The following is a 21463-nucleotide window of genomic DNA, read 5'->3' as shown; positions in this document are numbered from 1 at the left end:
TGTCATCGACCAACCGCTATCGCCTGGTTGTTCATGATACGCGGCGTGAGGAAGATCAGCAGCTCGACTTTGCTGTCCGTGACCGCATCCCGGCGAAACAGCCGACCCACATAGGGGATATCACCCAGCATGGGCACCTTGGTGGTAGACCGGGTTTGGGTATTGGAGAACACCCCACCCAGCACGATGGTCTCGCCATCGCTCACCAGCACCTTGGCATTGACCTCGTTCTTGCTGATCGGCGGCACACCATTAAAGGCGTTCTGGTAGTCAGGCGCATCCTTGTTGACCTTGACCTCCATGATGATGCGGTTGTCCGGGGTGATCTGCGGCGTCACCTCCAGCGACAGGGCTGCCTGTTTGAAGCTGGTGCTGGTGGCACCGCTGGAGCTGGCTTCCTGGTAGGGAATCTCGGTACCGCGCAGGATCTTGGCGGTCTCCTTGTCCGAGGTTACTACCTTGGGCTGGGAAATGATTTCCCCATTGCCACTGGCCTGCAAAGCAGAAAGCTGCAAGTCAAGCACGCCACTACCTGTGATAAAGCCGATACCGATACCAGAGGTGCTGCCCGCGACACCCATGTCCACGAACGGCGTTGGTGCAAGAGCCCCATTCTGCAGTGTTACGTTACCTACAGTCGCTGTTCCTGGTGCGGACGCTTGCAGATTTCCAGTTGTCGCGTCTCGGGTGAAACCCGTCGCTCCGTCTTTACCATAGAGGTAGCCATTGCTGCGGAACTGAGTTCCGCCCCAGCGCACGCCCAGCTGCTTGCTGTAGTCGACGTTGGCTTCCACCAGCCGCGCCTCGATCATCACCTGACGTACCGGGATGTCCAGCTGCGAGACGATGCGCCGCAGTTCGTCCAGGCGATTCTGGGTCTGGTAGGCGATGATGCTGTTGGTACGCTCGTCCACCGAGATGGAGCCACGCTCGTCGGCGGTCTTGTCGGCACTGGTCACCGACTGGAACAACTTGGCGATGTCGGCGGCCTTGGCATAGTTGACCTGGATCAGGTCGCGTCGCAGGGGAGCGAGCTGCTGGATCTGTTTCTGGGATTCCAGCTCCTGGCGCTCACGCGCGGCGATCTCGTCGGCCGGCGCGACCAGCAGCACGTTGCCGATCTGGCGCTTGTCCAGGCCCTTGGTCTTGAGGATCAAATCCAGCGCCTGATCCCAGGGTACGTTCTGCAGGCGCAGGGTGATGTTGCCCTGCACGGTGTCGCTCGCCACCAGGTTGAGGTTGGTGAAGTCGGCGATCAGCTGCAGCACCGAGCGGACGTCGATGTCCTGGAAGTTCAGCGACAGCTTTTCGCCGGTGTAGGTGAAGCGATCGGCTGCGCGCTTTTCCTTTTCCTCGGTGGTGAGCGGCTTGACGCTCAGGGTCAGGCGATTGTTGGTCTGGTAGGCCAGGTAGTCGTAGGTCCCGGTCGGTTCGATGACGATGGACGCCCCGCTGCTGTCGGCGGAGGCGTTGACGAACTGCACCGGGGTGGCGAAGTCCTTGACGTCCAGCCGTACCCGCAACTCCTCGGGCAACTGAGTGCCGGCGAAGGTCAGGCGGATCTTGCCGCCCTGCTCCTGGATGTCCGGGTTGATGCCGGTCTCGCTCAGGTCGATGACCACGTTGCCCTCGCCCTGGGGACCCCGCTGGAAGTCGAGATGACGGATCGCCTTGCCGCGCAGTTGCGGCCGCGGCGCGGTCATGGCCGCCACGGTGGAAGTGGCCTGAGTCGGCGGCAGCGGCGTGCGGGTGACGGCGCTGGGCAGCGGGGCGGACGACGGCGCGGTCACGGTGGCCGGCGCCGCGGCGCGCGGCAGATTCGGCGTCAGGTTGGCCTGGGCACCGGCCGCCTGGCGACCCGCGGTGCCGCCGATGGTGACGAACAGGTTGCGACCGTCGGCACGGGTGTCGTAGCTGGCCAGATTGGTGAGGTTGATGATCAGCCGGGTCCGGTTGCCCGCCTCGACCACCGTCACGCTGCGGGCATTGCCATTGCCCAGCTCGCGGCTCTTGGTACCCAGCTTGTTGGCCACGCCGGGCAGGTCCAGGGCGATCCGCGCCGGCTGCTCGATGGTGTAGCCCTTGGGGATCGGTACCGGCTGATCGAAGGTCAGCTTGAGTTCGATGCGATCCCCGGGCAGGGAGGCGACGTTCAAGGCCTGCAGATCGGCGGCCAGGACCTGGCCGGCCAGGCTACCCAGCAACAGGGCCAATCCCAGTCCCAGCCGTCTTGCGCTATTCGTCTTCACTGTACTTGCCCCGCCCATTAAGTCTTTTCCTTCAAGGTGATGGTGCGCGGCCGCTCCAGCCAGCCACCCTCGCCATCCGGGACGATTTCGATCACGTCGATCTCACCGTCGGTGATCTTGGTGATGCGCCCGTCGTTGCGGCCCAGGTAGTCCCCCACCTTGACGCGATGTACGCCCCCGGCGCCGTTGACCAGCGCATAGCGGCCACTGGCGTTGGCCAGGATGCCCACCATGCTGAAGGTCTCGATGTTGAAGCCTTCGAGAAACTGCTTCGGCCGATTCACGTCCGGCTTGATGTTGCCGGTCCCGCGCTGGCGCACCGTGGGGTCGATGCGTACCGGCGCCTGGAAGGGGCTGCGCAGCGCCGCAGCGGCATAGGTGAAGGGTTCGTAGGCGCGGAACTGCGGCAGCGGCTCGATGGAACCGCGCGGCTTGGCGCGGGTTTCGTCCATGAAGGCCTGCAGATCGCTGGTATCGCTGGAACCGCAGCCGACCAGCACGCCGGTCAGCAGGCAGAGCAACAGAGGCGTCCTCATTTGCCGAGCCCCTTGTCGTTGTAGCGATAGGTCTTGGCCAGGACGTTCATGCGCAACTTGCCACCGGTCCCGGATACCGTGCCGCCGCCATTGGCGTTTCGGTCATCCACCGGCTTGAGGTCGAAGTCGTGCAGGGTGACGATGCGCGGCAGGCTGGAGACGCTGCTGACGAAGGTCGCCAGATCATGATAGTTGCCCACCACGGTGATCTGGATCGGCAACTCGACATAGAACTGCTGGGTCACCTCGGGCAGGAGCTTGATCTGCTCGAATTCCAGGCCACTGCCCAGGCCGGTCCGGGTGATGTCCTCCAGCAGCGCCGGCACCTCGGTATCGCCGGGCAGCTGACGCAGCAGCGCGCCGAAGGACTCTTCCATCTCGACCATCTGCTGCTTGTAGGCATCCAGATTGGCGGCCTGGAAGGCCTTGCTGGCGTATTGCTGCTTGAGGGTCTCTTCCTGGGTGCGCTGGCTGTCCAGCTGCGCCTGCATGTCGCTGAGGTGGAACTGATAGCCGAGCAGGAGCACCACCAGCACGATCAGCAGGCAGGCGATGACCTTGACCGGCTTGGGCCAGGAACCGAGGTTCTCCAGGCTGAGTTCGTTGATGTCGACCTTGCGCAGGCTGGCCAGGGAATCGGCGAGACTCATGGTTTGCCTCCCTTAGCGAGCGGGGCCGGCGCAGGAGCGCCGGGCTGGGTCTGCTTGACGGTGAGCTGGAAGGTGTTGGCCTGATCCACCGCCCCGGCAGTGGTCGCCTTCACCTCGATCAGCGTAGGCGAAGCGAACCAGTCGGAGGCGTCCAGATTACGCATCAGGTTGGAGACCCGGTTGTTGGATTCCGCCTCGCCGCTGATGGACAGGGTGTCGCCCTGCATCTTCAGCTCGCGGAAGTACACGCCGTCCGGCAGGGTGCGCACCAGTTGATCGAAGACGTGGCCGATGACCGGGCGGTTGCCCTGCAGGTCCTGGATGATCTTCATCCGTGCCAGCAGTTGCTGGCGACGGGTCTTGAGCTCGCTGATCTCCTTGATGCGCACGTCCAGCTGGGCGATGTTCTGCTGGATGAAGGCATTGCGCGCCTCCTGACGGGCGATCTCGCCGGACAGGTACTGATCCCCGAGAAACACGGCGCCGCACGAGAGCACGAAGATGCCGCCCAGGATCACCAGGAACTGCTTGCGCCTTTCTTCGCGCAGCTGCTCCCGCCAGGGCAAGAGGTTGATGCGGGCCATTTAGTCGAAACTCCTCATGGCCAGGCCGCAGGCGATCATCAGCGCCGGGGCGTCACCCGCCAGGGCCGCCGCATTGACCTTGTTGCTGACGGTCATGTCGGCGAAGGGATTGGCCAGGACCGTGGGGGTGCCGATTTTCTGCTGGATCAAGCGGTCGAGTCCGGAAATTGACGCGGTTCCTCCAGCAAGCAAGATGTAGTCCACATCATTGTATTGCCCGGCGGCGAAAAAGAACTGCAGCGAGCGCGCCACCTGCTGCACCACCGCCTCGCGGAAGGGCGTCAGCACCTCGCTCTGGTAGTCGTCAGGCAGGCCACCCTGCTTCTTGGCCAGACCGGCCTCCTCCACCGACAGCCCATAGCGACGCTGGATCTCTTCGGTGAGCTGGCGGCCGCCAAACAGCTGCTCGCGGGTGTAGATGGTCTTGCCGTTGTGCAGCACGCTCAGGGTGGTCATGGTGGCGCCGATGTCGACCACCGCCACGGTCAGGTCGTCGACGTGGCCGCCGAGCTGATTGGCCAGCAACTGGTAGGCGCGCTCCAGGGCATAGGCCTCGACGTCGACCACCTTGGCCGAAACGCCGGCCAGCGCCAGGGCCGCCTCGCGGACCTCGACGTTTTCCTTCCGGCAGGCGGCCAGCAGCACCTCGACGCGCTCGGCGTTGCGTGGCGACGGCCCCTGCACCTCGAAGTCGATGGCGACCTCGTCCAGGGGATAGGGGATGTATTGATCGGCTTCCAGCTTGATCTGGTTTTCCAGCTCGTCGTCGGTGAGGCCGGCATCCATCTCGATGGCCTTGGCGATCACCGCCGAACCGGAGACGGCCACGGCGGCGCTGCGCGCGGAACTGCGCGCCTTGACCAGCACCCTGCCGATGGCGAGGCCCACGCCCTCCAGCTCGGCGATGTTCTTTTCCACCACGGCATTGGCCGGCAGGGGTTCGACCGCATAGGCTTCCACCCGGTAGCGCCCGCCTGCACGGCTCAACTCGATGAGTTTCACGGATGTCGAACTGACGTCGATACCCAGCAGCGTATTCGCCTTCTTTCTGAATAGCCCTAGCACATCAGTTCCCTATGAGCGACGGTGGTCTTCCGCGGACGGGCATTAGATAACAGACTTGACACCCGAGCAAATAGCGGCCAACCGCCAAACGCGCCTATAATGGCGACGCCGTGTAGGCTGACCGTCACCTGTCGCCCTTTCCTTCTTTCCATTCGAAAAGTCTCTTGATGCGTGTTCTGAAATTTTTCTGGTGGTCGTTGGTCGCCCTGGTCTGCAGCCTGTTGCTGGGTCTCAGCGGTGCCTTCCTCTACCTCAGCCCCAGCCTGCCCTCCATCGATGCCCTGCGTAACGTGCAACTGCAGATCCCTCTGCGGGTGTTCAGCGCGGACGGCAAACTCATCGCCGAATTCGGCGAAATGCGTCGCTCGCCGCTGCGTTTCAACGAGATACCGCCCGATTTCATCCATGCCCTGCTCTCCGCCGAGGATGACAACTTCGCCAATCACTATGGCGTGGATGTGAAAAGCCTGGCACGGGCGGTGAGCCAGCTGGTCAAGACCGGACACATCCAGACCGGCGGCAGCACCATTACCATGCAGGTCGCCAAGAACTACTTCCTGACCAGCGAGCGCAGCTTCTCGCGCAAATTCACCGAGATCCTCCTGGCGCTGCAAATCGAGCGCCAACTGACCAAGGACGAGATCCTCGAGCTCTATGTCAACAAGATCTACCTGGGCAACCGCGCCTACGGCATCGAGGCCGCCGCCCAGGTCTACTACGGCAAGTCCATCAAGGACCTGACCGTCGCCCAGATGGCGATGATCGCCGGTCTGCCCAAGGCGCCGTCGCGTTACAACCCGGTCGCTAATCCTGAGCGTAGCCTGGAAAGACGCAATTGGATTCTCGAACGCATGTTCAAGCTCGGTTATATCGATCAGGCGGCCTACCAGGCCGGCATCGCCGAGCCGCTCGAGGCCTATCATCACGTCGCCGTGCCTGAGCTCAACGCCCCCTACATCGCCGAGATGGCACGGGCGGAAATGGTCGGTCGCTATGGTGGCGATGCCTACACCGATGGCTACCAGGTCTACACCACCATCGACAGCCGGCTGCAGACGGATGCGTTCGAAGCCGTACGTGACGGCCTGACCGACTACGACCGCCGCCACGGCTATCGCGGCCCCGAGGCCCAGTGGCCCAATCGCAGCCGCGCCGAATGGACCGCGCTGATCCAGAAGCAGCGCATCGTCGGCGGTCAGGATCCGGCCCTGGTCACCCAGGTGGAAAAGAGCGGCATCCTGGTCCTGACCCGCGAGGGCAAGGAAGAGGCGGTCTCCTGGGACTCGATGAAATGGGCACGCCCCTACCTCAGCGCCAACAGCCTGGGGCCACGCCCGAACGGTCCGGCCGACGTGGTCAAGGTCGGCGACCTGATCCGGGTGCAGCGCCAGGACGATGGCAGCCTGAAGTTCTCGCAGATTCCCAAGGCGCAGAGCGCCCTGGTCTCCCTCGACCCCCAGGATGGCGCCATTCGCGCCCTGATCGGCGGCTTCTCCTTCGAGCAGAGCAACTACAACCGCGCCACCCAGGCCCGGCGCCAGCCCGGTTCCAGCTTCAAGCCGTTCATCTACAGCGCGGCGCTGGAGAAGGGCTTTACCGCCGCCAGCCTGGTCAACGATGCGCCCATCGTCTTCATGGACGAGAATCCCGACGAAGCCTGGCGGCCAAAGAACGACAACAACACCTTCCTCGGCCCGATCCGCCTGCGCGAGGCTCTCTATCGCTCGCGCAACCTGGTGTCCATCCGGGTGCTGCAGGCCATCGGCATCGACTATGCGCTGGATTACGTCAGTCGTTTCGGCTTCGAGCGCGACCAGTTGCCGCGCAACCTGTCGCTCGCCCTCGGCACCCCGGGCCTGACGCCGCTGGAAGTGGCCACTGGCTGGTCGGTGTTCGCCAACGAGGGCTACAAGGTGACGCCCTACGTGGTCGATCACGTGACCGACCGCGACGGCAAGGTGGTCTATCGCATGGCTGCGCCACGGGTGCCCCAGCAGGCGCAGGCCACGACCGCGCCGGGCGTCGAGGTCACGCCGGCGGCCGACACCGCCGCCGCCGACCCGGCCAATCCGGCGCCGGTGTTCGCGCCCCAGGTCATCGATCCGCGCAACGCCTTCATCATGAACAGCATGCTGCAGGACGTGATCAAGCGCGGCACCGGGCGCAAGGCGCTGGAACTGGGCCGCAACGACCTGGCCGGCAAGACCGGCACCACCAACGAATCCAAGGACACCTGGTTCTCCGGCTACAACGGCGACTACGTGACCACGGTGTGGGCCGGCTTCGACCAACCCGAGACCCTGGGCCGCCAGGAATTCGGCGGTACCGTGGCCCTGCCGATCTGGATGAGCTACATGGGCGCCGCGCTCAAGGACAAGCCACCGCATCAGCTCAAGGAACCGGACGGCATCGTCTCCATCCGCGTCGACCCCACCACCGGTCGCGCCGCACCACCGGGCACGCCCAACGCCTACTTCGAGCTGTTCAAGAGCGAAGACACCCCGCCGAGTCTGGACGAACTGCCGCCCGGCGTCGCGCCCGGCACGCCGCTGCCCTCCAGCGAAAACGTGCCCATGGACATCTTCTGATCTCCAGCCAATAAAAAACCCCGCCGTGGCGGGGTTTTTTATTGCTTCGGGCCTTACTTGGCGAAGACGTCATCCACCGACTTCAGCGGATAGTTCGCCGGGTAGGGCAGCGTGGCCACGCCGGTCTCGATGGCGGCCTTGGCTACGGCATCGGATACCAGGGTGATCAGACGGGCATCCATGGGCTTGGGAATGATGTACTCGCGACCGAAGCTCAGGCTGTCGACGTTGTAGGCCGCGCAGACTTCCTTGGGCACCGGCAGCTTGGCCAGGTCGCGCAGGGCCAGGGCGGCGGCGATCTTCATCTCTTCGTTGATGACGCGGGCGCGGACGTCCAGGGCACCACGGAAAATGAAGGGGAAGCCCAGGACGTTGTTGACCTGGTTCGGGTAGTCGGAACGACCGGTCGCCATGATCACGTCATCGCGCGTGGCGTGGGCCAGCTCGGGGGTGATTTCCGGATCCGGGTTGGAGCAGGCGAAGACGATAGGGTTGGCCGCCATGCGCTTGAGGCCTTCGGCCGACAGCAGGTTGGGGCCGGACAGACCGACGAAGACGTCAGCGCCTTCGAGGGCGTCGTCCAGGGTGCGCTTGCTGGTCTCGGTGGCGAAGGCCGCCTTGTACTGGTTCAGGTCGTTGCGGCCGCTGTGGACCACGCCCTGACGGTCGATCATGTAGATGTTCTCGACCTTGGCACCCATGCTGGCCAGCAGGCGCATGCAGGAGATGGCAGCAGCGCCGGCACCCAGGCAGACGATCTTGGCGTCTTCCAGGCGCTTGCCGGCGATTTCCAGGGCGTTGAGCATGCCGGCGGCGGTGACGATGGCGGTGCCGTGCTGGTCATCGTGGAAGACCGGGATGTCGCACTGTTCGATCAGGGCGCGCTCGATCTCGAAGCACTCGGGCGCCTTGATGTCTTCCAGGTTGATGCCACCAAAGGTGATGGAGATGCGCTTGACGGTGTCGATGAAGGCCTGGGGGCTCTCGGCGTCCACCTCGATGTCGAAGACGTCCACACCGGCGAAGCGCTTGAACAGCACGCCCTTGCCTTCCATCACCGGCTTGGAGGCCAGCGGGCCGAGGTTGCCCAGGCCGAGGATGGCGGTACCGTCGGAGATCACGGCGACCAGGTTGCCCTTGCCAGTGTAGCGGTAGGCCAGTTCGGGATCGCGGCCGATCTCGCGGACCGGTTCGGCGACGCCGGGGCTGTAGGCCAGGGACAGGTCACGAGCGGTCGCGGTGGGCTTGGTCAGCTCGACGCTGAGTTTGCCGGGACGCGGCTGAGCATGGTATTCGAGGGCGGCGGTTTTGAGATCAGACATTATTGGTATATCCGCGTGGTGTGGGTCTTGGGTCGGGCGAGAATACGCAAAGACTCAAGGTGCCACAAGCAATCGGCCATATGCCTGAAATCAATCGCAATACGACTTTCGGCTAAAACGATTCAACCCGCAAACCCAGCATGTGCGGATCGCTCAGGGTCAGCTGCCAGCGTGCCCGCCCCGCTTCCTGGCGCCGGCTGCGATCGACGATCCAGCCCCGTGCCTCGAGCTGGCGCCCGATCCATTGCTGCAGTGGCAGCTCAGCGAAGGCATCCACAAAGCGATTCGGCACATTGACCACCAGATCGCCGTCGAACTGCAGCCAGAGTCCGCCCCGGTTGCGTTCGATCCCCTGCAGGCGCCCCTGCACCACGGCGAAACCACTCTCCTGGATATGCGTGGCGGAAAGGGTGGGGTCCTTTTTCCAAACACCGAGTCGAGCCTTGCGCGCCGCGCCTTCCGCCGCGACCTGACAGCCGGCCAGTCGGGTATTGGGCGCGATGGCCACCGCATAGCCGAGACCCTCGGCGATCAACTGGGCTTCGAGATTGCGGCCCTGGCGGTCATAGAGATGGGCCAGGGTACGACCGTAGTGGTCGGTCGCCTCGCGACCCGGGACCAGGCGCAGGCGGTCGTCACTGGCGTTCACCAGCGCCTGCAGGCGTCGACGCGCATCCTCGGCATAGGGCTGCGCCGTGCCGCCGGACCTGCCCAACTCCGGTGCGTTGATGCCGATCAGGCGCAGGGTATCGCCGTCCACCACCTGCCGCACCTCGACCTCCTGGCCGCCCGGCAGCAAGGGGCACGCCGCGGCCAGGGCCAGCGGCGCAATTGCCAGGGTAGAAACGAAAAAGGCGCCCCAGAAGGACGCCTTTTTCAGTGTCGAGCCATGCGGAGATGGTCGACGGCAGCGCATTACTTGCTGCTGCCGAACACGCCGAAGCGCTGCTTGAAGCGATCGATACGGCCGCCAGCGTCCAGGACCTTCTGCTTGCCAGTGTAGAACGGGTGGCATTCGGAGCAGACGTCCAGGTGAATGTTCTTGCTCAGGGTCGAGCGGGTCTTGATGACGTTGCCACAGCTGCAGGTGGCTTCGATGGCATCGTACTGCGGATGGATATCAGCTTTCATGGAACTATCCTCGGGGTCTAGCTGTGCCGCCACCCGGCGCCATTGCCGGATACCGCACAGATTTGGGCTGCAAATCATACCAGAGCGGATAGGAGGCGCAAGCAGCCCCCTCACCGCCTGTCTGCTACCATCGGGCTTTACGTCTGTGAGCCCTGCCGTGCCCCTGATCCTGCGCCTGGCGCTGCCTTCCCCCCTGCGCCGCCTGTTCGACTATCTGCCGCCCAAGGGCGCGGTGGAGGAGCAGTTGCGCCCCGGCGTGCGACTGCGGGTGCCCTTCGGTCGCCGTGAGGTGGTCGGGGTGCTGATCGAGGTGGCCCAGGAAACCGAGGTGCCGCCGGACAAGCTGCGCAAGGCCCTGCAACTGCTCGACGAGCGCCCGCCGCTGCCCAGCGCCCTGTTCGAACTCTGCCAGTGGTCCGCCCAGTACTATCAGCACAGCCTCGGCGACACCCTGAGCTGGGCACTTCCTGCCCTTTTGCGTCAGGGGGAGCCGGCCGAGCGCCGGCTGCAGCGTTTCTGGATCGCCCAGCCCGATGCCCGCCCGGAAGATCCACGCCTGGCCCGGGCGCCGCGCCAGCGCGAGGCGCTCAAGACCCTGCGCCAGCATCCCCATGGCGTGCTGCACGAATTGCTCGGCCAGCTCGGCCTGGTCAAGGACAGTCTCGACCTCCTCCAGGCCAAGGGCCTGGTCAAGGTGGAGACCCGCTATCACCAGCCGACCCGGCACCAGGGCTCCTGGCTCGCCCAGGCCGAATTGCCGCTCAACGGCGAGCAGCGCCTGGCCTACGAAGCGGTCCGCGCCGGCAGCGGCTTCCACTGCTATCTGCTGGAAGGTGTGACCGGCAGCGGCAAGACCGAGGTCTATCTGCAGCTGATCCGCGCCACCCTGGAAGCGGGACGCCAGGCGCTGCTCTTGATTCCCGAGATCAACCTGGGCCCCCAGACCCTGGGCCGCTTCGAGCAACGCTTCAATGCGCGCATCGCCCTGCTGCACTCGGCGCTGACCGATCGCGAGCGGATGGACATCTGGCTGGCCGCTCGCGATGGCGAACTGGATATCGTGGTGGGCACCCGTTCGGCGCTGTTCACCCCGCTCAAGCACCCCGGGCTGATCATCGTCGACGAAGAACACGACGCCTCCTATAAACAGCAGGAAGGCCTCAGGTACCACGCCCGTGACCTGGCCGTGGTCCGCGCACGCTTCGAGAATCTGCCGGTGGTACTGGGCTCGGCCACCCCTTCGCTGGAGAGCCTGCACAACGCCGATCAGGGGCGCTATGCCCACCTGCGCCTGTCACTGCGCGCCGGCGGTGCCCAGCCGCCACGCTTCGAGCGCCTGGACGTGCGCAGTCGCCCGCTCGACAGCGGTCTGTCCCAGCCACTGCTCAAGGCCATGGGCGCGACCCTGGAGCGCGGCCAGCAGGTGCTGGTGTTCCTCAATCGGCGTGGTTTCGCCCCTACCCTGCTCTGCCACGACTGCGGTTGGCTGGCCCAGTGCCCGCGCTGCGATGCGCGCATGACCTACCACCGCGGCTCCGGTGAGCTGCGCTGCCATCATTGTGATCACCGCCAGGCGCCGCCGCGTCATTGCCCTTCCTGCGGCAAGCTCGACCTGCGACCGGTGGGCGCCGGCACCGAGCGCGCCGAGGAACGCCTGCAGCTGCTCTTCCCGGACATCCCGGTGCTGCGCATCGACCGCGACACCACCGCGCGCAAGGACGCCCTGGGCAAGCTCTTGCGCACCATTCATAGCGGGGTGCCCTGCATCCTGGTGGGCACCCAGATGCTCGCCAAGGGGCACCACTTTCCCAAGGTGACCCTGGTGGCCGTGCTGGACGCTGACAGTGGGCTGTTTTCCGCCGACTTCCGCGCCAGCGAGCGCATGGCGCAGCAGATCGTCCAGGTTGCCGGGCGCGCCGGGCGCGCCGAGGAACCGGGCCAGGTGCTGATCCAGACCCACCTGGCCGATCATCCGCTGATGGTGCAGCTGGCCGAGGAAGGCTATCCGGCCTTTGCCCGCCAGGCGCTGCAGGAGCGCCGCGCCGCCGGTCTGCCGCCCTTCGCCTATCTGGCGCTGCTGCGCGCCGATGCCCATCGCCAGGATCAGGTGGAGAATTTTCTCGAAGCGGCCTATCACGTCGCCGAAGGCCTGGCGGTCAATCTCGCCCTGCCCCAGGTGGAGTTGCTCGGCCCGGTACCGGCGCCCATGGAGCGGCGCGCCGGTCGCCATCGCGCCCAGCTGCTGCTGCAGAGCAGCAGCCGTGCGCCTCTGCACCGGCTGCTGGGCATCTGGGTCGTCCAGCTGGAAAGCCTGCCCGAAGCCCGCCAGGTGCGCTGGTCGCTGGATGTGGATCCCATCGATCTCTTCTAGCGGCATTGGCTTAGAGCCTGTTCAGCGTCTGCTGCGCGTCGGCCAAGCGGCGTTAGAAATGCCTTCGGAATGCTCATTTACCACTCGTAAACTCCGCTTCCTCAGGCATTTCCGCCTTGTTTGGCTCTAGCTCGCGAGACGTTGAACAGGCTCTTACCATTGGCAAGGCCGGGCTCGCCACGGATAATGCCGGGTTTTCATCGCAGTGCGCGCTCGGCGCACGCCGAAGGCCAATGACCATGAAAGACAGCATCCGCCAGCTCATCCAGCACGCCCTCGACCGCCTGATCGCCGACGGCACCCTGCCGGCCGACGTGGCGCCGGCCATCCAGGTCGAGAACACCAAGGACAAGAGCCACGGCGACTTCGCCAGCAACGTCGCCCTGCTGCTGGCCAAGCCGGCCCGCGCCAAGCCACGCGAACTGGCCGAGAAGCTGCTGGCCGCCCTGCCCGCCGACCCGGCGGTGAGCAAGGTGGAGATCGCCGGCCCCGGCTTTCTCAACTTCTTCCAGAATCATGCGCAACTGGCCGCGCGGCTGGATGCGGCCTTCGCCGATCCGCAACTGGGCGTGCCCACGCACGACCCACGCCAGCGCGTGGTGGTGGACCTCTCCTCGCCGAACCTGGCCAAGGAGATGCACGTCGGCCACCTGAGATCCACCATCATCGGCGACGCCGTAGCGCGGGTGCTGGAATTCCTCGGCGACGAGGTGATCCGCCAGAACCACGTCGGCGACTGGGGTACCCAGTTCGGCATGCTGCTGGCCTACATGGAAGAACAGCCCCAGGCCGCCGAAGGCGAGCTGGCCGACCTGGAGGTCTTCTACCGCGCGGCCAAGGGCCGCTTCGACGCCTCGCCGGAGTTCGCCGCGCGGGCCCGCGAGCTGGTAGTAGCACTGCAGGCGGGCGATGCCCACTGCCTGCGCCTCTGGGAGCGCTTCAACGCCGTCTCCCTGTCCCACTGCCAGGAGGTCTATGACCGCCTCAACGTCAAGCTGACCCCAGCTGACGTCAAGGGCGAGAGCGCCTACAACGACGACCTGGCCCAGGTGGTCGCCGATCTGGAGGCCGCCGGACTGCTAACCGAAAGCGACGGCGCCCGTTGCGTCTTCCTCGACGAATTCAAGAACGCCGAGGGCAATCCGCTGCCGGTGATCGTACAGAAGGCCGGCGGTGGCTATCTCTATTCCACCACCGACCTGGCAGCCATGCGCTATCGCAGCCGCCAGCTGCAGGCCGATCGCGCGCTCTACTTCGTCGACCAGCGCCAGGCCCTGCACTTCCAGATGGCCTTCGAGGTCGCGCGCCGCGCCGGCTTCGTCGATCCGGCCATGCAACTCGAACACATGGGCTTCGGCACCATGAACGGCGCTGATGGCCGCCCCTTCAAGACCCGCGATGGCGGCACCGTCAAGCTGGTCGACCTGCTCGACGAAGCCGAAGAGCGTGCCTACCAACTGGTCAAGGAGCGCAATGCCGGACGCGCCGAGCGTGGCGAGACACCCTTCAGCGAAGACGAACTGCGCCACATCGGCCGCGTGGTGGGTATCGCCTCGGTCAAGTACGCCGACCTGTCCAAGCACCGCACCAGCGACTACAGCTTCAACTTCGAGCAGATGCTCAGCTTCGAGGGCAACACCGCGCCCTACCTGCTGTACGCCTACACCCGGGTCGCCAGCGTGCTGCGCAAGGCCGGGCAGAGCGAGCCCACCGGCCGCATCCGCCTGGACGCCCCGCAGGAGCAGGACCTGGGCGGCCGCCTGGCGCAATTCGGCGAGATCCTCGCCAGCGTCGCCGACAAGGGCACCCCGCACCTGCTGTGCAGCTACCTCTATGACCTGGCCGGGCTGTTCTCCAGCTTCTACGAGAACTGCCCGATCCTGACCGCCGAGGACCCCGAATTGCGCCAGAGCCGCCTGCGCCTGGCCGCCCTTACCGGACGCACCCTCAAGCAGGGCCTGGAACTGCTCGGTCTGCATACCCTGGAACGCATGTAAGAGACGGATCACCGCCTGATGGCCAAGAAAGCCCCACCCAAGCGCGGCGCCAGTCGCAACACCTCGGCTCCCAAGAAACAGCCCCTGCCCGGCTGGGTCTGGCTCGCGTCGGGTCTGGCCATCGGCGCCTTCGTCGTGTTCCTGATGAAGCTCGAACCGGGCAACAAGGCGGTGCAACGCGCCAAGCCGGAAGAAGGCCGCCCGGCGGCCGCGGCGGGCAACGGCAAGGCGTCGACCGCTGCTGGCAAGACCGAAGGCACGCCGCCCACGCCGATCAAGCCCAAGTACGACTTCTATACCCTGCTGCCCGAATCCGAGGTGATCGTGCCGCCGGACGCCGTGCCGCGCACCCCGGCCGCCAAGCCGACCACTCCGGCCAAACCGGATGCCGCGGCGACCCCGGCGCAGCCCGGCCAGCCGACCACCGCGACGCCGACCACGCCAGGCACCGCTCCGGGCCAGCCCGCTGCGACGCCGCCCAAGGAAGCCACCACCAAGGCCCAGCCGCCGGTGACCCTGTTCTTCCTCCAGGCCGGCTCCTTCCGTACCCAGGCCGATGCCGACCGCGTCCGCGCCCAGATCATCATGCTCGGCCAGGACGTGCGGGTGGAGTCGGGCAAGGTCAAGGACGACACCTGGTACCGAGTGCTGGTCGGTCCCTACAGCGATCGTGATCAGCTGACCCAGGCGCAGAAACAACTCGCCGGCAGCGGCTTCAAGAATCTGTTGCTGCAGCAACGCCGCGGTCACTGAAACCGGTCCACGGCCGGCTGCACGTCGGCCAGACGGAGTGAAAAGACCTCTGGAATGCCTATAACTCCGGGTCCTCAGGTTTTTTCGCCTGGTCTGGCGCTAGCTCGCCAGGCCGTGAACCGGCTCTCGCCCGGCGAATCCCCTCGCCGTGATGCTTGAAGGGCGCCGCGGCCATCCCCATATCTCCGCGTAACCGGGGCCGATGCCCCAAGCAACGCGGAGAGATTCCCTTGACCACCATCGTTTCTGTACGCCGCAACGGCAAGGTCGTGATCGGCGGCGACGGCCAGGTTTCCCTGGGCAACACCGTCATGAAAGGCAATGCCAAGAAAGTCCGGCGGCTGTACCGGGGCGAGGTGCTGGCCGGTTTCGCTGGCGGTACCGCCGACGCCTTCACCCTCTTCGAGCGCTTCGAGGCGCAACTCGAAAAGCACCAGGGTCATCTGGTCCGCGCCGCCGTCGAGCTGGCCAAGGACTGGCGCACCGACCGTGCCCTGCGCCGCCTGGAAGCCATGCTGGCAGTCGCCAACAAGGACGCCTCCCTGATCATCACCGGCAACGGCGACGTGGTGGAACCCGAAGAAGGCCTGATCGCCATGGGCTCCGGTGGCGCCTATGCCCAGGCCGCCGCCCGCGCCCTGCTCATGCATACCGACCTCAGTGCCCGCGAGATCGCCGAGACCTCGCTGAATATCGCCGGTGACATCTGCGTGTTCACCAACCGCAACCTGACCATCGAGGAGCTGGACGCGCCCCAGGCGTGATCCGGTTTAGAGACTGCCCATGTCCATGACCCCCCGCGAGATCGTCCACGAACTCAACCGCCACATCATCGGCCAGGACGACGCCAAGCGCGCCGTGGCCATCGCCCTGCGCAACCGCTGGCGGCGCATGCAGCTGCCCGTCGAGCTGCGCCCCGAGGTCACCCCCAAGAACATCCTGATGATAGGCCCCACAGGTGTGGGCAAGACCGAGATCGCCCGGCGCTTGGCCAAGCTGGCCAACGCGCCCTTCCTCAAGGTGGAAGCCACCAAATTCACCGAGGTCGGCTATGTCGGCCGCGACGTCGAGTCCATCATCCGTGATCTCGCCGATGCCGCCGTGAAGATGCTGCGCGAACAGGAGATGGTGCGTAACCGCCATCGCGCCGAAGATGCCGCCGAAGAGCGCATCCTCGATGCCCTGCTGCCGCCGGCGCGGCCTTCGGTGGGCTTCAGCAACGAACCCCAGCCGACCGCCACCGATAGCAACACCCGCCAGCTGTTCCGCAAGCGCCTGCGCGAAGGCCAGCTGGACGACAAGGAAATCGACATCGAGGTGGCCGACACCCCGGCCGGCGTCGAGATCATGACCCCGCCCGGCATGGAGGAGATGACCAGCCAGCTGCAGAATCTCTTCGCCGGCATGCACAAGGGCAAGACCAAGCAGCGCAAGCTCAAGGTCAAGGAAGCGCTCAAGCTGGTGCGCGATGAAGAAGCCGCGCGCCTGGTCAACGAGGAAGAACTCAAGGGCCGCGCCCTGGAAGCCGTCGAGCAGCACGGCATCGTCTTCATCGACGAGATCGACAAGGTCGCCAAGCGCGGCAACACCAGCGGTGCCGATGTCTCCCGCGAGGGCGTGCAGCGCGACCTGCTGCCGCTGATCGAAGGCTGCACCGTCAACACCAAGCTGGGCATGGTCAAGACCGACCACATCCTGTTCATCGCCTCGGGTGCCTTCCACCTGTCCAAGCCCAGCGATCTGGTACCGGAGCTGCAGGGTCGTCTGCCGATTCGCGTCGAACTCAAGGCGCTGACCCCGCAGGACTTCGAGCGCATCCTCACCGAGCCCCATGCCTCCCTCACCGAGCAGTATCGCGAACTGCTCAAGACCGAGGGGCTGCTGGTGGAATTCGCCGCCGACGGCATCACCCGCATCGCCGAGATCGCCTGGCAGGTCAACGAGAAGACCGAGAACATCGGTGCCCGGCGCCTGCACACCCTGCTGGAACGCCTGCTGGAAGAGGTGTCCTTCAGCGCCGCCGACCTCGCCGGTCAGCAGAATGGCGAACCCATCGTCATCGACGCGGCCTATGTGAACGGCCATCTGGGCGAACTGGCCCAGGACGAAGACCTGTCGCGCTATATACTGTGACGGCAGGCCTGATGCCTGGTTGATCGCGGCCACGGCTGCAACAGACCGTAGGTTGGGTTGAGACAGCTCTATCGTCGAAGCCCAACGTTGCCTGCGCCCTGAACCCATGGTGGGCTTCGCTGCGCTCAACCCAACCTACGCGGCCGGTAGAAGCGGCCACATTGGCGGACCGCCAGGGCCGCGTTGGCCGCAAGCAAAGACTGAATCGCCGCCCAGAGAACCTCAGCATGCGTACCCCTACCGCCATCCAGCTCCACAAGGCCTCCAAGATCCTCAGCGTCAGCTATGGCGCGGAAACCTTCGAGCTGCCCGCCGAATTTCTGCGGGTGCACTCGCCTTCGGCCGAGGTCCAGGGACACGGCAACCCGGTATTGCAGTGGGGCAAGCAGCAGGTCGGCATCAGCGCCGTCGAACCAGCGGGGCGCTACGCCATCAAGCTGACCTTCGATGACGGCCACGACAGTGGTCTGTTCAGCTGGGACTATCTTTATGAACTAGGCAGTCGCCGCGACCAGCTCTGGGCCGACTACCTGGAACAGCTGGCCCGCGCCGGCAAGACGCGGGATCCGCACGTCAGCGCGGTCAAGCTGATGCTCTAGCGCTGGCTCAGGCCGCCAGGGCCTTGTCCAGCTTGCGCTCGATTTCCTTTTCGATCTGGCCACTGAGCATCGAGAACATCATGCCCAGGGTCGCCAGTACCCGCACCCGGTCTTCACCGACCTCGATCCGCCCGTCTACGCCGCTGCGCGTGAATGTCAGGGTATCGCCTTCCCAGGCGCAGGCCACCCCATAGTCGCGCGTGAGTTTTTCCGCCAGCTGGTCGGCTTTCTGGCGAGCGCCTTCCAGGCCGAGCGAATGGCTGCGTTCGATGGTGATCTGGGACATCGGGGAACTCCGGATAAGGGGCCCTGACTATAGCGAGGGCCCGCCACGTCGCCAATCGCGAGAACCGAGCGGTCAGCCCCCGTTTTAGCCGGACATCCCGGGCGATCGGCCTGCTAGAATGCCCTCTTGTCCCTGTCCCAGGTGTAGCCCCATGAGCGATCCGCGCAAAGGCCCCGAGGCCGAATCCCAGACCCACTTCGGCTACCAGAGCGTTCCGGAGAGCCAGAAGGCTTACAAGGTCGCGGAAGTCTTCCATTCGGTCGCGGCCAAGTACGATGTGATGAACGACCTGATGTCGGCGGGCATCCACCGGCTGTGGAAGAGATTCACCATCGAACTCTCCGGCGTGCGCCGCGGCAACCGAGTGCTGGACATTGCCGGCGGTACCGGCGACCTGACCAAGCAGTTCGCCCGCCTGGTCGGCCCCACCGGCGAGGTGGTCCTGGCCGACATCAACGATTCCATGCTCAGGGTCGGCCGCGACCGTCTGCTCGACGAAGGCGTCGCCAGCAACGTGCGCTTCGTCCAGGCCGATGCCGAGAAGCTGCCCTTCCCCGACAACCATTTCGACTGCATCACCATCGCCTTCGGTCTGCGCAACGTCACCCACAAGGACCAGGCCCTGGCCTCCATGCTGCGCGTGCTCAAGCCCGGTGGCCGGCTGCTGGTGCTGGAATTCTCCAAGCCCACCAATCCGCTGGTGTCCAAGGCCTATGACGCCTACTCCTTCGGCTTCCTGCCGCTGATGGGCAAGCTGGTGGCCGGTGACGCCGAAAGCTATCGCTACCTGGCCGAATCGATCCGCATGCACCCCGATCAGCAGACCCTCAAGGCCATGATGGAAGAGACCGGCTTCGCCCGGGTCACCTTCCATAACATGACCGGCGGCGTGGTCGCCCTGCATCGCGGCATCAAGCCCTGATGGCCCTCGTCACCCAGGCGTTGCTGGCCGCACTGGAGCGTGGCCTGAATCCGCTGCTGGCGCTCGATCCGGTGGCCTTGCCGCGCCTGGCCGGCCTGACCGGACGGGTGATCGCGGTCCAGACCCGGCAACCGGCGCTACGCCTGTACATCCTGCCCGCGGGTGACGGCCTGCACTTCGCCGCCCATCACGAGGGCGACATCGACTGCACCCTGAGCGCCCCGGCGACGCGCCTCGCTGAACTGGCTCTGGCCCGCGACAAGCAACGCGTGCTGCACCAGCCGGACGTGCGCCTGGAGGGCGACAGCGCCCTGCTGATCGAACTGTCCGACATCCTGCAGAAGCTGGAGCTGGACTGGCAGCACGAAGTCAGTCGCTGGCTCGGCCCGCTGCCAGCCGCACTCCTGGGTGATCTGGCCCGACGCAGCCAGGCACTCGGCGAACAGACGCGTGACAGTCTGCAGCTGACGCTGTCCAACTGGCTGAACGAGGAGAGTCGTCAGCTGGTCGGCCGCCTGGAAGGCGAGGCCCGCTTCGCCGAGATCGATGCCCTGCGCCTGGACGTGGATCGTCTCGACGCCCGCCTCGCCCGCCTGGGCACCGCCCGCAACGCCAGGGATAACCCCGACGAATGAAGCTGTTCGCTGCCCTCAACCGCCTGTTGCGGATCTTCTTCGTGGTGATCCGCTATCGGCTGGACGACATCGTCTACGCCCTGCCGCTGCCCTGGTACCTGCGCGCCACCCGCTACGTGCTGCCCTGGCGCTGGCTGCCGCGGCCGAGCAAGACCCTGCCGCGCGGTGCCCGCCTGCGCCTGGCGCTGGAAGGTCTGGGCCCAGTGTTCGTCAAGTTCGGCCAGATCCTCTCCACCCGGCGCGATCTCATGCCCGAGGATATCGCCGACGAACTGATGTTCCTGCAGGACAAGGTCCCGCCCTTTCCGCCGGAAAAGGCCGTGGCGCTCATCGAGTCCCAGCTTGGCGTACCCATCAAGCAGGCCTTCGCCCGCTTCGATCACCAGCCGTTGGCCTCGGCCTCGGTGGCCCAGGTCCATGCCGCCCAGTTGCGCACCGGCGAGGAAGTGGTGGTCAAGGTGGTGCGGCCCGGGTTGAAGAACATCATCAGCCAGGACATCGCCTGGCTGTTCCTGCTGGCGCGCACCGCTGAAAAGCTCTCCGCCGAAGCCCGCCGCCTGCATCCGATGGACGTGGTCAGCGACTACGAGAAGACCATCTACGACGAACTGGACCTCCTGCGCGAGGCGGCCAACTCCAGCCAGCTCAGACGCAATTTCGAGGGTTCCGAGCGCCTCTACGTGCCCCAGGTGTACTGGGACTGGTGCCGCGAGCGGGTGCTGGTCATGGAGCGCATCTACGGCATCCCGGTGACCGATCTGGCCGCCCTACGCGACCAGGGCACGGACTTCAAGCTGCTGGCCGAGCGCGGCGTGGAGATCTTCTTCACCCAAGTGTTCCGCGACAGCTTCTTTCACGCCGACATGCACCCGGGCAACATCTTCGTCAGCACCGCCAAGCCCTGGGATCCGCTCTACATCGCGGTGGATTGCGGCATCATCGGCAGCCTGACCCCCGAGGACCAGGACTACCTGGCGCGCAACCTCTGGGCCTTCTTCCAGCGCGACTACCGCAAGGTCGCCCAGCTGCACATCGACTCCGGCTGGGTACCGGCCAATACCCAGGTCAACGAACTGGAAGCGGCCATCCGCACCGTTTGCGAGCCGATCTTCGAGAAGCCGCTCAAGGACATCTCCTTCGGCCAGCTGCTGCTGCGGCTGTTCCAGGTGGCGCGCCGCTTCAACATGGAGATCCAGCCACAGCTGGTGCTGCTGCAGAAGACCCTGCTCAACATCGAAGGGCTGGGTCGCCAGCTCTATCCGGATCTGGACCTCTGGTCCACCGCCAAGCCCTATCTGGAAAAGTGGATGCGCAAGCGGCTGAGTCCGCCGCAGGTCGCCCGCAACATCCAGCAGCAACTGGAACAGATCCCGCATCTGGCGCAGATGGCCCGCGATACCCTGGAACGCATCACCCAGCCGCATCGCAAGGATCCACCGAACCCCTGGGGCAGACGCAACGACGACTGGATCGTGCGGGTCATCGGCGCGGTCCTGCTGGTGGGTGCCGCCCAATTGGGCCTCGAACCCCAGCCCCATGCCTGGCCCGCCTGGGCCATGCTGGTCGGTGGCCTGGTTCTGGTGATCAGGCGCTGAACTCCTTAAGCTGTAACCGTCCTGTCATTTTTATCGGGCGAAATACA

The 21463-nt window shown here is 65.4% G+C and carries 19 protein-coding genes; 10 read left to right on the top strand and 9 right to left on the bottom strand.

The genetic code is table 11. From position 1 onward, the window contains the following. Positions 1-2: 2 nt before the first annotated feature. The 5 genes from pilQ to V6W80_RS03110 are packed head-to-tail and all read right to left on the bottom strand — an operon-like array spanning position 3 to position 5084. Entirely contained in the window at positions 3-2267 is a 2265-nt protein-coding gene (gene pilQ, locus V6W80_RS03130; protein WP_338545820.1) for a type IV pilus secretin PilQ, read from the bottom strand. Beyond that, positions 2267-2785: a pilus assembly protein PilP gene (locus V6W80_RS03125; protein WP_026083837.1), complete on the bottom strand. Its 519-nt coding sequence runs from the start codon at positions 2783-2785 to the stop codon at positions 2267-2269. Before V6W80_RS03125 ends, pilQ begins: the two co-directional genes overlap by 1 nt. Next, a complete protein-coding gene (gene pilO / locus V6W80_RS03120) occupies positions 2782-3435 on the bottom strand; it encodes a type 4a pilus biogenesis protein PilO (RefSeq protein ID WP_017641025.1) in 654 nt (217 codons plus the stop codon). Before pilO ends, V6W80_RS03125 begins: the two co-directional genes overlap by 4 nt. Then, the gene (locus tag V6W80_RS03115) at positions 3432-4019 is read right to left on the bottom strand and encodes a PilN domain-containing protein (protein WP_017641026.1); all 588 of its coding nucleotides are present in this window, start codon (positions 4017-4019) and stop codon (positions 3432-3434) included. Before V6W80_RS03115 ends, pilO begins: the two co-directional genes overlap by 4 nt. Continuing rightward, the gene (locus V6W80_RS03110; RefSeq protein ID WP_338545819.1) at positions 4020-5084 is read right to left on the bottom strand and encodes a pilus assembly protein PilM; all 1065 of its coding nucleotides are present in this window, start codon (positions 5082-5084) and stop codon (positions 4020-4022) included. Between the two features lie 167 nt (positions 5085-5251). On the opposite strand from V6W80_RS03110, the gene V6W80_RS03105 reads away from it, so the two are divergent. Then, a complete protein-coding gene (locus tag V6W80_RS03105; RefSeq protein ID WP_017641028.1) occupies positions 5252-7672 on the top strand; it encodes a penicillin-binding protein 1A in 2421 nt (806 codons plus the stop codon). A 53-nt stretch (positions 7673-7725) separates the two neighbouring features. Here the strand turns inward: V6W80_RS03105 and V6W80_RS03100 are convergent, their stop codons facing one another. The 3 genes from V6W80_RS03100 to rpmE all read right to left on the bottom strand — a co-directional run bounded on the left by V6W80_RS03100 (position 7726) and on the right by rpmE (position 10125). Further along, positions 7726-8994, bottom strand: a complete 1269-nt coding sequence (locus V6W80_RS03100) for a malic enzyme-like NAD(P)-binding protein (protein WP_017641029.1) — start codon at positions 8992-8994, stop codon at positions 7726-7728. 112 nt (positions 8995-9106) lie between these two features. Then, positions 9107-9910, bottom strand: coding sequence for a thermonuclease family protein (locus tag V6W80_RS03095; RefSeq protein WP_338545818.1), 804 nt, complete (start codon positions 9908-9910; stop codon positions 9107-9109). Beyond that, complete coding sequence (gene rpmE / locus V6W80_RS03090; protein ID WP_007161618.1) at positions 9910-10125, bottom strand: 50S ribosomal protein L31; 216 nt, start codon at positions 10123-10125, stop codon at positions 9910-9912. The genes V6W80_RS03095 and rpmE overlap by 1 nt, the downstream gene beginning before the upstream one ends. 157 nt (positions 10126-10282) lie before the next feature. Between rpmE and V6W80_RS03085 the strand changes: the two genes are divergently transcribed. The 6 genes from V6W80_RS03085 (at position 10283) to V6W80_RS03060 (ending at position 17978) form a co-directional block, all read left to right on the top strand. Further along, positions 10283-12496, top strand: a complete 2214-nt coding sequence (locus tag V6W80_RS03085; RefSeq protein ID WP_257704603.1) for a primosomal protein N' — start codon at positions 10283-10285, stop codon at positions 12494-12496. A gap of 239 nt (positions 12497-12735) precedes the next feature. Further along, positions 12736-14493: an arginine--tRNA ligase gene (gene argS / locus V6W80_RS03080; protein WP_338545817.1), complete on the top strand. Its 1758-nt coding sequence runs from the start codon at positions 12736-12738 to the stop codon at positions 14491-14493. Between the two features lie 15 nt (positions 14494-14508). After that, positions 14509-15246 (top strand): SPOR domain-containing protein, encoded by a 738-nt coding sequence (locus tag V6W80_RS03075; protein WP_026083841.1) that lies wholly within the window; start codon positions 14509-14511, stop codon positions 15244-15246. Between the two features lie 230 nt (positions 15247-15476). Beyond that, on the top strand, positions 15477-16010 hold the full coding sequence (gene hslV, locus V6W80_RS03070) for an ATP-dependent protease subunit HslV (RefSeq protein ID WP_017641034.1): 534 nt from the start codon (positions 15477-15479) through the stop codon (positions 16008-16010). Between the two features lie 19 nt (positions 16011-16029). Beyond that, entirely contained in the window at positions 16030-17379 is a 1350-nt protein-coding gene (hslU, locus tag V6W80_RS03065; protein ID WP_064309272.1) for an ATP-dependent protease ATPase subunit HslU, read from the top strand. A 227-nt stretch (positions 17380-17606) separates the two neighbouring features. Continuing rightward, on the top strand, positions 17607-17978 hold the full coding sequence (locus V6W80_RS03060) for a DUF971 domain-containing protein (RefSeq protein ID WP_338545816.1): 372 nt from the start codon (positions 17607-17609) through the stop codon (positions 17976-17978). 7 nt (positions 17979-17985) lie between these two features. Here the strand turns inward: V6W80_RS03060 and V6W80_RS03055 are convergent, their stop codons facing one another. Then, on the bottom strand, positions 17986-18264 hold the full coding sequence (locus V6W80_RS03055; RefSeq protein ID WP_017641037.1) for a polyhydroxyalkanoic acid system family protein: 279 nt from the start codon (positions 18262-18264) through the stop codon (positions 17986-17988). 151 nt (positions 18265-18415) lie between these two features. Here V6W80_RS03055 and ubiE point away from each other — a divergent pair, with 151 nt between their 5' ends. The 3 genes from ubiE to ubiB are packed head-to-tail and all read left to right on the top strand — an operon-like array spanning position 18416 to position 21416. Further along, entirely contained in the window at positions 18416-19186 is a 771-nt protein-coding gene (gene ubiE / locus V6W80_RS03050) for a bifunctional demethylmenaquinone methyltransferase/2-methoxy-6-polyprenyl-1,4-benzoquinol methylase UbiE (protein ID WP_017641038.1), read from the top strand. Further along, positions 19186-19821, top strand: coding sequence for a ubiquinone biosynthesis accessory factor UbiJ (locus V6W80_RS03045; protein ID WP_017641039.1), 636 nt, complete (start codon positions 19186-19188; stop codon positions 19819-19821). Before ubiE ends, V6W80_RS03045 begins: the two co-directional genes overlap by 1 nt. Next, a complete protein-coding gene (gene ubiB, locus V6W80_RS03040) occupies positions 19818-21416 on the top strand; it encodes a ubiquinone biosynthesis regulatory protein kinase UbiB (RefSeq protein ID WP_017641040.1) in 1599 nt (532 codons plus the stop codon). The genes V6W80_RS03045 and ubiB overlap by 4 nt, the downstream gene beginning before the upstream one ends. Positions 21417-21463: the final 47 nt, after the last annotated feature.

Source organism: Pseudomonas benzopyrenica (assembly GCF_036884265.1).
In the GTDB taxonomy this organism is placed as follows: Bacteria; Pseudomonadota; Gammaproteobacteria; order Pseudomonadales; family Pseudomonadaceae; genus Chryseomonas; species Chryseomonas benzopyrenica.
The sequence above is the reverse complement of the archived record's forward strand: the minus strand, read 5'-3'. Positions and strand labels throughout refer to the sequence as shown.

What these genes read in the sequence shown, in the direction of transcription:
- pilQ (WP_338545820.1), bottom strand. Translation starts at nt 2,267, where the DNA reads ATGGGCGGGGCAAGTACAGTGAAGACGAATAGCGCAAGACGGCTGGGA.
- V6W80_RS03125 (WP_026083837.1), bottom strand. Translation starts at nt 2,785, where the DNA reads ATGAGGACGCCTCTGTTGCTCTGCCTGCTGACCGGCGTGCTGGTCGGC.
- pilO (WP_017641025.1), bottom strand. Translation starts at nt 3,435, where the DNA reads ATGAGTCTCGCCGATTCCCTGGCCAGCCTGCGCAAGGTCGACATCAAC.
- V6W80_RS03115 (WP_017641026.1), bottom strand. Translation starts at nt 4,019, where the DNA reads ATGGCCCGCATCAACCTCTTGCCCTGGCGGGAGCAGCTGCGCGAAGAA.
- V6W80_RS03105 (WP_017641028.1), top strand. Translation starts at nt 5,252, where the DNA reads ATGCGTGTTCTGAAATTTTTCTGGTGGTCGTTGGTCGCCCTGGTCTGC.
- V6W80_RS03100 (WP_017641029.1), bottom strand. Translation starts at nt 8,994, where the DNA reads ATGTCTGATCTCAAAACCGCCGCCCTCGAATACCATGCTCAGCCGCGT.
- V6W80_RS03095 (WP_338545818.1), bottom strand. Translation starts at nt 9,910, where the DNA reads ATGCGCTGCCGTCGACCATCTCCGCATGGCTCGACACTGAAAAAGGCG.
- rpmE (WP_007161618.1), bottom strand. Translation starts at nt 10,125, where the DNA reads ATGAAAGCTGATATCCATCCGCAGTACGATGCCATCGAAGCCACCTGC.
- argS (WP_338545817.1), top strand. Translation starts at nt 12,736, where the DNA reads ATGAAAGACAGCATCCGCCAGCTCATCCAGCACGCCCTCGACCGCCTG.
- hslU (WP_064309272.1), top strand. Translation starts at nt 16,030, where the DNA reads ATGTCCATGACCCCCCGCGAGATCGTCCACGAACTCAACCGCCACATC.
- V6W80_RS03060 (WP_338545816.1), top strand. Translation starts at nt 17,607, where the DNA reads ATGCGTACCCCTACCGCCATCCAGCTCCACAAGGCCTCCAAGATCCTC.
- V6W80_RS03055 (WP_017641037.1), bottom strand. Translation starts at nt 18,264, where the DNA reads ATGTCCCAGATCACCATCGAACGCAGCCATTCGCTCGGCCTGGAAGGC.
- ubiE (WP_017641038.1), top strand. Translation starts at nt 18,416, where the DNA reads ATGAGCGATCCGCGCAAAGGCCCCGAGGCCGAATCCCAGACCCACTTC.
- V6W80_RS03045 (WP_017641039.1), top strand. Translation starts at nt 19,186, where the DNA reads ATGGCCCTCGTCACCCAGGCGTTGCTGGCCGCACTGGAGCGTGGCCTG.
- ubiB (WP_017641040.1), top strand. Translation starts at nt 19,818, where the DNA reads ATGAAGCTGTTCGCTGCCCTCAACCGCCTGTTGCGGATCTTCTTCGTG.